This is a genomic window from Rhodopila sp. (assembly GCF_035548235.1).
In the GTDB taxonomy this organism is placed as follows: domain Bacteria; phylum Pseudomonadota; class Alphaproteobacteria; order Acetobacterales; family Acetobacteraceae; genus Rhodopila.
Map to the genome: position 1 here is coordinate 1 of NZ_DASZTJ010000225.1, position 9,395 is coordinate 9,395.

Below are 9,395 nucleotides of genomic sequence, written 5' to 3' on the forward strand. Positions count from 1 at the left end.
ACGTCCGCGTCGGTCATGATGATGACCTTGTGGTAGCGGATCTTCTCCGGGTCGAAGTCGTCGCGGCCGATGCCGGCGCCGAGCGCCGTGATCAGCGTGCCGATCTCCTGGCTGCCCAGCATGCGGTCGAAGCGGGCGCGCTCGACGTTCAGGATCTTGCCCTTCAGCGGCAGGATGGCCTGGAACTTGCGGTCGCGGCCCTGTTTGGCGGAGCCGCCGGCGCTGTCGCCCTCGACGATGAAGATCTCGCACTTGGCCGGGTCGCGTTCCTGGCAGTCCGCCAGCTTGCCGGGCAGGGTGGAGACGTCCAGCACGCCCTTGCGCCGGGTCAGCTCGCGCGCCTTGCGGGCGGCCTCCCGCGCCGCGGCGGCGTCCATCACCTTCTGGATGATGGACTTGGCTTCCTTGGGGTGGGTCTCGAACCAGTGCGCCACGGCGTCGGCCACGGCGGCCTGCACGACCGGCTGGACCTCGGACGAGACCAGCTTGTCCTTGGTCTGGGAGCTGAATTTCGGGTCCGGCACCTTGACCGACAGCACGGCGGTCATGCCTTCGCGCATGTCGTCGCCGACGAGCTGGAGCTGGTCCTTCTTGCCCATCCCCTCGGCGTACCTGGTGACCACGCGGGTCAGCGCGGCGCGGAAGCCGGCCAGGTGGGTGCCGCCGTCGCGCTGGGGGATGTTGTTGGTGAAGCACAGCATCGTCTCGTGGAAGCTGTCGTTCCAGGACAGGGCGAACTCCACCTTGATGCCCTGCTGGTCGTCGGCGGTGCGCAGGTTGATCGGCGGGGTGAACACCGGGGTCTTGGCGCGGTCCAGGTACTCGACGAAGGCGACCAGCCCGCCTTCGTAGTGCAGCACGCTCTCGACCGCCGGCGCGTGGCGCTCGTCGCGCAGGACGACGATCATGCCGGAGTTCAGGAAGGCCAGCTCCCGCAGCCGGCGTTCGAGCTGGGCGTAGTCGAACTCGGTCCGGGTGAAGGTCGCGGGGCTGGGCTTGAAGGTGACTTCCGTGCCGGTGGCGCGGTCCGAGGGGCCGACGATCGCCAGCGGCGCGTCCGGCTCGCCATGCCGGAAGCGGATCAGGTGCTCCTGGCCGTTGCGCCAGATGCGCACCTCCATCCACTCGGACAGCGCGTTCACCACCGCGGCGCCCACGCCGTGCAGGCCGCCCGAGACCTTGTAGCTGTTCTGGTTGAACTTGCCGCCGGCATGCAGCTTGGTCAGCACGACCTCGGCGGCGGAGACGCCTTCCTCGGGGTGGATGTCGGTCGGGATGCCGCGGCCGTCGTCGCGCACCGTGACGCTGCCGTCGCCGTTCAGGATCATCTCGACCCGGGTGGCGAAGCCGGCCTGGACCTCGTCCACCGCGTTGTCGATGATCTCGAACGCCATGTGGTGCAGGCCGGAGCCGTCGTCCGTGTCGCCGATATACATCCCCGGCCGGCGGCGGACGGCGTCCAGGCCCCTCAGGACGGAGATCGAGGCAGCGTCGTACGCTTCGGGATCGGAGCCGGAATTGGGGGATGAATCAGGCGGCGGCGCGGCGTTATCAGACATGCCGAGGGACGACTCCGGGATATGGGATTTGATACTCTAGATATATAGCGCTTAGCGGGTTTCGGGGACAGGGCCTTCTGGCAGAAAGCGCGAATCAGGCGTGATTTGACCGCCGCCCACCGCCCAGGCCGAAGCGCACCCGGCGAGGGGCAGGAACGTCTCGCTGTCGGTCCCCGTGACCAGGGTCTGGGCGGGCAGGTCCATCAGCACCGTCCATAGGGCCGAACGCCGGTCCGCGTCCAGGTGAACCGCCGGTTCGTCCAGCAGCAGCAGGGGGGCGAAGCCGCGGACGGTCTCGATCAGCCGGGCATGCGCCAGGATCACGCCGATCAGCAGCGCCTTCTGCTGGCCGGTGCTGGCGAGCGCGGCCGGGGTGCCGGTGGCCAGGTCGGTCAGCAGCATGTCCGTCCGATGCGCCCCCAGCGACGTGCTCCCCGCCGCCGAGTCGCGCGTTCGGCTGGCCTGCAGTTCCGCACGCAGCCAGTCCTCCACCGCCAGGGCCGGTTCGGACGCCAGCCTCTCCGCGATCGGGCAGGCCAGGTCCATCCGCGCCGGCGGGAAGCCCGACGCCGCGGTGTGCTCGTTCAGGCGGCGGACCAGGATCAGTCGCGCGGCGGTGGCGGCGACGGCATGGCGGGCGATGGCATCCTCGATGCCGGCGAGCCAAGCGGGGTCCAAACGCCCGAGGTCCTGGCGCCCCTTTGCCCGGCCCTCGGCCAGCAGGCGGTTGCGGCTGCCGACGGCGGTGTCGTGGGCGGCGATTTCCCGCGCGTGGTTGGGTTCCAGCGCCCAGACGAGGCGGTCGAGGAAACGGCGGCGGCCGGACAGGCTTTCGGTGAACAGCCGGTCCATCTGCGGCGTCAGCCAGACGGCGGCGATGCGCCGGCCGATCTCCGCCTGGCTGCGCGGCGGCGCACCGTCGACGCGGAAGGCCCGGCGCTCACCCTGGTTGAGGGCCCCGGTGCCGATATCGGTCTCGCCCTCCGGGGTGTCGAACCGACCGGCAACGGCCCAGCCGCCGTCGCCGCCGTGGCGGGCGAGATCGCCGGCGCGGGCGCCGCGCAGGCCCCGGCCGGGAACGAGCAGGGAGACCGCTTCCAGCAGGTTGGTCTTGCCGCTGCCGTTGGCGCCGAACAGCACGCTGATCCGCGGTGCCGGATGCCAGGTGAGCGCCGGGTAGTTGCGGAAGTCGGTCAGCTTCAGGCGAAGGAGGCGGAGCACATCCGGAACATGGCCCGTGCGGGGGGCGGCGTGAAGGTGGGGCGGAATCGGCGCTTGAACGGCCGCGAGCCGCTTGCCTGCGGCGATTCCGCCTCCGGCCGGCGCGCCCTAGCGGTCGGTCAGCGCATAATGCAGTTGGACCGAGATGGTGACCCGGTCCCGGGGCGGATCGGGGGGCGGCAACGTGGCGTTGCGCAGCATGGCCTCGGCTGCCGCGTCCAGGACGTCTTCCCCCGAACCGCGGGTGATCGAAAGCGCCACCACCCGGCCGGCGCGGTCGAGGGTGAAGCGAAGGCCCACGGTGCCCTCGATATCGTGGTCCCGAGCGGCCTCGGGATAGGTCTTGTGGGTGCGCAGCCAGGCGGAGAGGGCTTGCCGCCAAGCGGGGTTCGGTGGGGCTTCCGCGTCTTGGGCCGCCGAGGCGGCGGACGCCGCGGGGCTTGGTCCGGTGGGGGCCGATCCGCGGGAAGGGGGCGCGTCGGGCGCCCGTTCCGCCGGGATGGGCGGCGGCGCAGCAGCGGCCGGCGTCGGCCTTGGCGAGGGGACCGGGCGCGGTTGCGGCGCGGGTCGCGCAGATGGCGGCCGCGGCGGCGGCATCGGCGGTTCCGGGAGCGGCGGCCGCGGCCCCGACGGTTCCGATATCGATGAGGCCGGCGGTGGGGCTGGCGGCGGGACTGGCGGTGGGACTGGCGGTGGGACTGGCGGCCGGGCGGCCTCCGTGGGCGGCCGCGGCCGAGGCCCCGCGGGCGCCGGGACCGGCTGCTCCGCCGGTGTCCGTGGGGCAGGCGCCTGGGCTGACGCCGGAGCCGGAGGCGCTTCCGGCGCCGACGCCGGTGCCGCCGGCCGCGGCGGAGGCGGTTGCGCCGTGTCCGGCCGGGAAGGCGGGGTGGTGGATTCCGACGCCCCATTTGTCGCCGGGGCGGTGAACACCATGGCCACCGCCGCATCTTCCGGCGCCTGGGGCATGGCTTGGTCCGCGACCGCCAGCACGACGCACAGCCCCAGCCCGTGGAGCAGCACCGACCCCACGACACCGGCCGACCAGTGCCGCCGTCCGTCTCCGTCCGGCCGGTCGAGCCGGGTCCGTGTTGCGCCGGTCCGGGGGATCATGGCCGTCGCCGGGCATCCAGAAATGGTTTGTTATAACGTATCATTTTCGCGGCCGCGGCGGCGGCAGGAGAAGGGGGCGTTATCGTGCGACATCGGATCGCGTGGCTGACGATCGCGGCCATACAGGGGACCATCTTGGCAGGGGACCATCCTGACAGGGGACCATCCTGGCACATCCCGGTCTCGCCGCCGACCCGTCGCCTGGCGTCCCGATTACCGTGCGCCGTCGCGGGCCACGGGGAGGACGTCACCTGGGTCCAGTTCGGGTTTGGTGCGGGTGAGGCGGCTTTCATCGGCGGCGGTTCCATCCATCCGGATGGGGTGCCCGCCATGGCGGAGGGTACCTGCCATGACGGCTGCGGCCCGCGTATTTAATTGCCAAATAGAAACAACCGTCCTGTGCCCTTGGTGCCGAGCCATGCCATCCTCTTGGAAAGCGCGGTCGGGAGGAATGATCATGGCGCAGTTCGGCAGCGGCGATTTCATCTATGAACCCGTCGAGGGGTGGGGACAATTGCCGCCAGGCTGGGACTTCAAGGAAGTCGGCGGGGTCGGTGTGGACAGCAGCGACAACGTCTATGTCTTCAACCGCGGCGAACACCCGATGATCGTCTTCGATCGCCAGGGGAATTTCCTCAGATCATGGGGCGAGGGCGTGTTCAAGCGGGCCCATGGCGTCTATGTCGCCCCCGACGACACGCTGTGGCTGACCGACGACGGCGATCACACCGTCCGTCACTGCACCCCGGACGGCAAGATCCTGCTGACCATGGGCACGCCCGGCGAACCGTCCCCTTACATGAGCGGCGAACCCTTCCATCGCTGCACCCATACCGCCATGGCCCCCAACGGCGACATCTATGTCTCGGACGGCTACGGCAACGCGCGCGTCCACCGCTACACGCCGGATGGGAAGCTGATACGCTCCTGGGGCGGGCCCGGCACCGATCCGGGCGAATTCAATATCGTTCACAACATTACGTGCGACGCCGATGGCTGGGTCTACGTCGCCGACCGCGAGAACCACCGCGTGCAGGTCTTCGACGGCAACGGCAGGTATGAGACGCAATGGAACAACCTGCACCGTCCGTGCGGCCTGTTCATGCCGTCCGGGAAATGCCCGGTCTGCTACATCGGCGAGTTGGGAAGCAGCCTGGCGGTGAACCGCAACGTGCCCAACCTGGGGCCGCGCTTGTCGATCGTCGACAACACCGGCAAGCGGCTCGCGCGCATCGGCGGGATCGGGCCGGGACTGGGGATCGACCAGTTCCTCGCGCCGCACGGGATCTGCGTCGACCGTCACGGCGACATCTACGTGGGCGAGGTCGCCTGGACCAACTGGCCGCAGACCTATCCGGACACGCCACGGCCGGTGCCGCTGCGCTGCCTGCGGAAGTTCCGCAAGGTGGGCTGACGTCAGGCGGCCTTCCTGACCCTGGGCCAGCGGGCGGCCACCGCCGGCAGTACCTCCTCGATCAGCCGCCTGGTCTGCGCCAGCATCTCGGCGTCGCCCTCGGCGACCGGGCGGAGGATGAACTTCGAGGCGCCGGCGTCGACATAGGCGGCGATCCGTTCGACCATCAGCGCGGCGTCGCCCATGGCGAAGGCGTCGCGCGGGTCGCGGCCGGTGCGGGCCTGGTACTGTTCCATGATCTTTCGCACGCCCGGATCGTCTTCGTTGCCGAAGCGGAAGCCGAAGGCGGCGCCGTAATGATCCTCCTCGATCGTGCGGCCGGTCTCGGCCAGCGCGGCCTTGATGCCGGCGATCACCTGGCCGACGGCGTCCGGCGATTCGGCGCCGGCCTGCCAGCCGGTGCCGATGCGCGCGGTGCGGCGGATCGCGGCGTCCGAGGCGCCGCCGATCCACATCGGCAGGTCGGGCTGGACAGGCAGCGGGGCGATCCGCGCCTTGGTCAGCTTGAAGTGGCGGCCGTCGTAGTCCAGCACCTCGCCGGCCCAAAGACGGCCGATGATCTCCAGCGCCTCGTCGGTCTTGCGCCCGCGGGTGGAGGCGTCGAGATGCATCGCGGCCCATTCGCCGCCGCGCGGACTGCCGATGCCGAAGCCGGGCAGCAGGCGGCCTTGCGACAGCACGTCGATGGTGGCGCACTGCTTGGCCAGCAGCACCGGCTCGCGCATCGCCACCGAAACGACATTGACGCCGAACTTGATGCGCCGCGTCCGCCCGGCGATCGCGGCCAGCGCGGTCATGCTCTCCAGGAACGGCTGGTGGCTGATCAGGCGGTCGGTCTGCCAGATGGAGTCGATGCCGCCCGCCTCGCACAGGTCGACCCAGCGCCAGAACCCGTCGACGGTCTGGAAGGGGAAGTCCATGATGCCGATGCCGACCGCGATGTTCCTGGACATGTGGGCCTCCTGCGCCGCGGATGAGGGTCATCCGCAGGGCAGGATGGCGGTCCGGGACCGAGATGCCAAGCCGCACGGTCCTCCCACCCCGCCTGTGACGGGGTGGCGCCGGTCGTCGTCAGCCTTGGATGAAGGCCAGCAGGTCCGCGTTGATCGTGTCGGCATGGACCGTCGGCATGCCGTGCGGAAACCCCGGATAGGTCTTCAGCGTCCCGTTCTTCAGCAGCTTTGCCGAGAGCGGCCCGGAATCGGCATACGGAACGATCTGGTCGTCGTCGCCATGCATGACCAGCACCGGCACCGAGATCGTCTTCAGGTCCTCGGTGAAGTCGGTCTGCGAGAACGCGACGATGCCGTCGTAATGGGCCTTGGCGCCGCCCATCATGCCCTGGCGCCACCAGTTCCAGATCACGCCCTGGTCCGGCTTGGCGCCCGGACGGTTGTATCCATAAAACGGACCGGCGGGGATGTCGTAATAGAACTGCGCCCGGTTCGCCGCGAGTTGCGCTTGCAGCCCGTCGAACACCTCTTTCGGCAGGCCGCCCGGATTGGCCTCTGTCTTCACCATCAGCGGCGGCACCGCCGCGATGATCGCCGCCTTCGCCACGCGGCTGTCGCCATGCCGGGCGATGTAGTGCACGACCTCCCCGCCGCCGGTGGAGTGGCCGACATGGATGGCGTTCTTCAGGTCCAGATGTTCCGTCAGCGCCGCGAGGTCGTCGGCGTAATGATCCATGTCATGACCGTCCGCGGTCTGGGTGGAACGGCCATGGCCGCGCCGGTCATGCGCGATCACGCGGAAGCCCTTGGACAGGAAGAACAGCATCTGCGCGTCCCAGTCATCGGCGGACAGCGGCCAGCCGTGGCTGAACACGATGGGCTGACCGGAACCCCAGTCCTTGTAGAAAATCTCGGTGCCGTCCTTTGTGGTGCCGTCCTTTGTGGTGATCGTCGACATGACCTTGATCCCTTCTGGTTGCCTCGACACGAAGCGTGCCCGACAAAGGGACCTTAGCTGTCTCGGGCGCCTGGGTGGATTGGCGGAACTGACATTCCAGGAGGTAAAACTGACAATCGTGCCCCACAACGCCGTCACCGAGATCGGTATCCTGATCTACCCGGACTCCCAGCTTGCCGGCGTCCACGGGCTGACCGACCTGTTCGTCGAAGCGAGCCGGATCTCGCGCGACCTCGGCGGCGCCGAGGCGCCGGTGTTGCGGGTGACGCATTGGGAGATGGGGCGGGAGATGGGGCGCGACGCGGTCGAGCGGGTCTTCGACACCCACCCGGCGGCGGCGTCCCGGCCGGTCGTGCTGATCGCGCCGCCGACCCTGAAGGGACCGCCAAAAACCCCGGCAGCGATGGTGGCCTGGCTGCGCGCGCGTCACGCGGCCGGCACGACGGTCTGCTCCGTCTGTGGCGGCACGTTCGTCCTGGCCGAGGCCGGGCTGCTGCAAGGCCGCGTTGTGACCACGCATTGGAACTGGGCAGGCGAACTCGCCGAACGCTATCCCGATATTCACGTGGATGCCGACCGGCTGATCATCGATGACGGCGACATCGTCACCGCCGGCGGTCTGATGGCCTGGACCGATCTGGGGCTTCGCCTCATCGACCGTTTCCTCGGTCCCTCCGTCATGGTCGCCACCGCTCGGTTTTTCCTGATCGACCCCGCGGATCGGGAGCAGCGGTTCTACAGCAGCTTCTCGCCCCGGCTGCATCACGGAGACGAAGCGATCCTGAAGGTGCAGCACTGGCTGCAGAAGGATGGGGGGCGGAACGCCGACACGGCGGCGATGGCGGGGGTCGCGGGACTGGAGGGACGCACGTTCCTTCGCCGCTTCCGCAAGGCCACGGGGTTCAATCCGACGGAATACTGCCAGCGGCTGCGCGTCGGAAAAGCGAGGGAGATGCTGGAGCTGACGGGGCGGACGATCGATCAGGTGGCATGGGATGTCGGGTACGAGGATCCGGCGTCGTTTCGGAAGGTGTTCCAGAAGGTGACCGGGTTGAGGCCGCGGGAGTATCGGAGACGGTTTTCGGTGGCCGGGGGCGCCGGCGGCGAGGAGATCGGTACGGCACCGGGCCGCCCCGAAAGCGAATTGCGAATGATTCGCATCTAGGTTAGGTTCGAGACGGCGGCCGGATTGGTCGGACCTTTCACACCGTTGCGGATACCTGCCTTGTGACTCAGCGTGCCAGCCCCACCGCCACGTCCCTGCCAGTCTATTACCAGGACCGATTGAAATCCCATGTCCGCAACCGCGTGGGCTCCGGCGTGGAGGCCGAGGACATCGCCCAGGAGACGTGGGTGCGGGCCCTCGCCGGAAAGGGCGGGTCGACCATCGGCAATGTCCGAGCGTACCTGCTCAGAGTGGCGGGCAACCTGGCGATCGATCATGTCCGCCGCCGGAACGTAAGCCGCCGCTACGTCAGCGCTTCGCTGGACAGCGTCGAGGCCGTTCGGGTCGCCTGTCCCGAACCGTCGGCGGAGCAGGCCCTGATGGACCGGGAGCGCCAGGTGGTCTTTGAAGCCATTCTTGCGGAACTGCCGGACCGCTGCAGGCAAGCGCTGATCTTGAGCCGCGTCCAGGGTTGGTCCCACAGCCGCATCGCGGATCATCTCGGCGTATCCGTCAACACGGTCGGCAGCGATATTCGCAAGGCGCTCAGCCTGTGCCTTGCCCGCTCGTCGCAGTTCGACGTTTGATCTATTGTGAATCCGGAGGTCCTTGCACGTCTTACCAATCAGGGGCGGGCCCGACCGTCCTCGTCTGGAGACGCGATGAAGAACAGCACGGCCAGTGCGGCGCATGATCCCATGACCGAAGCGGCGTTGGACTGGTTCATGCACCGGCAGGCTTCCGGACACACCGCCGACGCGGACTTCATGGCATGGCTGCGGGCCGATCCGGCGCACGCGGCAGCCTATGCCCGGGTCGAAGCGCTGTGGCGCGACCCGGCATTCGCCGCCGCCGCGCGGCATCAGGTCGTCCCGCGCCCGTGCCGGCGGGCAGTCGCGATCGGCTTGCGGATCGCCGCCTCGGCGGCCCTGCTGGCCGTCCTGGCCGTGGGCGGTTCGCGGATCGCCGGCATCCCGCTCCGTCTGCCGGCCGACTACGAGACCGCCATCGGCAC

At 69.2% G+C, this 9,395-nt stretch carries 9 protein-coding genes; 4 read left to right on the forward strand and 5 right to left on the reverse strand.

What is annotated here, in order from left to right:
- From VHB27_RS18680 to VHB27_RS18690, 3 genes are all read right to left on the reverse strand, one after another.
- A partial coding sequence (locus tag VHB27_RS18680; protein ID WP_325603316.1) for a DNA gyrase subunit B occupies positions 1-1,559 on the reverse strand: 1,559 nt, incomplete at its 3' end.
- Positions 1,560-1,610: 51 nt separating this feature from the next.
- Positions 1,611-2,780, reverse strand: a complete 1,170-nt coding sequence (gene recF / locus VHB27_RS18685; RefSeq protein ID WP_325603318.1) for a DNA replication/repair protein RecF — start codon at positions 2,778-2,780, stop codon at positions 1,611-1,613.
- Between the two features lie 108 nt (positions 2,781-2,888).
- Complete coding sequence (locus VHB27_RS18690) at positions 2,889-3,377, reverse strand: energy transducer TonB (RefSeq protein ID WP_325603320.1); 489 nt, start codon at positions 3,375-3,377, stop codon at positions 2,889-2,891.
- A gap of 970 nt (positions 3,378-4,347) precedes the next feature.
- Between VHB27_RS18690 and VHB27_RS18695 the strand changes: the two genes are divergently transcribed.
- Positions 4,348-5,304, forward strand: coding sequence for a peptidyl-alpha-hydroxyglycine alpha-amidating lyase family protein (locus VHB27_RS18695; protein ID WP_325603323.1), 957 nt, complete (start codon positions 4,348-4,350; stop codon positions 5,302-5,304).
- A 2-nt stretch (positions 5,305-5,306) separates the two neighbouring features.
- Here the strand turns inward: VHB27_RS18695 and VHB27_RS18700 are convergent, their stop codons facing one another.
- Entirely contained in the window at positions 5,307-6,257 is a 951-nt protein-coding gene (locus VHB27_RS18700) for an LLM class flavin-dependent oxidoreductase (protein WP_325603324.1), read from the reverse strand.
- Positions 6,258-6,375: 118 nt separating this feature from the next.
- Positions 6,376-7,215, reverse strand: a complete 840-nt coding sequence (locus VHB27_RS18705) for an alpha/beta fold hydrolase (RefSeq protein WP_325603326.1) — start codon at positions 7,213-7,215, stop codon at positions 6,376-6,378.
- A 118-nt stretch (positions 7,216-7,333) separates the two neighbouring features.
- Between VHB27_RS18705 and VHB27_RS18710 the strand changes: the two genes are divergently transcribed.
- The 3 genes from VHB27_RS18710 to VHB27_RS18720 all read left to right on the forward strand — a co-directional run.
- Positions 7,334-8,380, forward strand: coding sequence for a GlxA family transcriptional regulator (locus tag VHB27_RS18710; RefSeq protein ID WP_325603329.1), 1,047 nt, complete (start codon positions 7,334-7,336; stop codon positions 8,378-8,380).
- 62 nt (positions 8,381-8,442) lie between these two features.
- Complete coding sequence (locus VHB27_RS18715; protein ID WP_325603331.1) at positions 8,443-8,967, forward strand: RNA polymerase sigma factor; 525 nt, start codon at positions 8,443-8,445, stop codon at positions 8,965-8,967.
- Between the two features lie 75 nt (positions 8,968-9,042).
- Positions 9,043-9,395: DUF4880 domain-containing protein (locus VHB27_RS18720; RefSeq protein WP_325603333.1), on the forward strand; the 353-nt coding region annotated here is incomplete at its 3' end.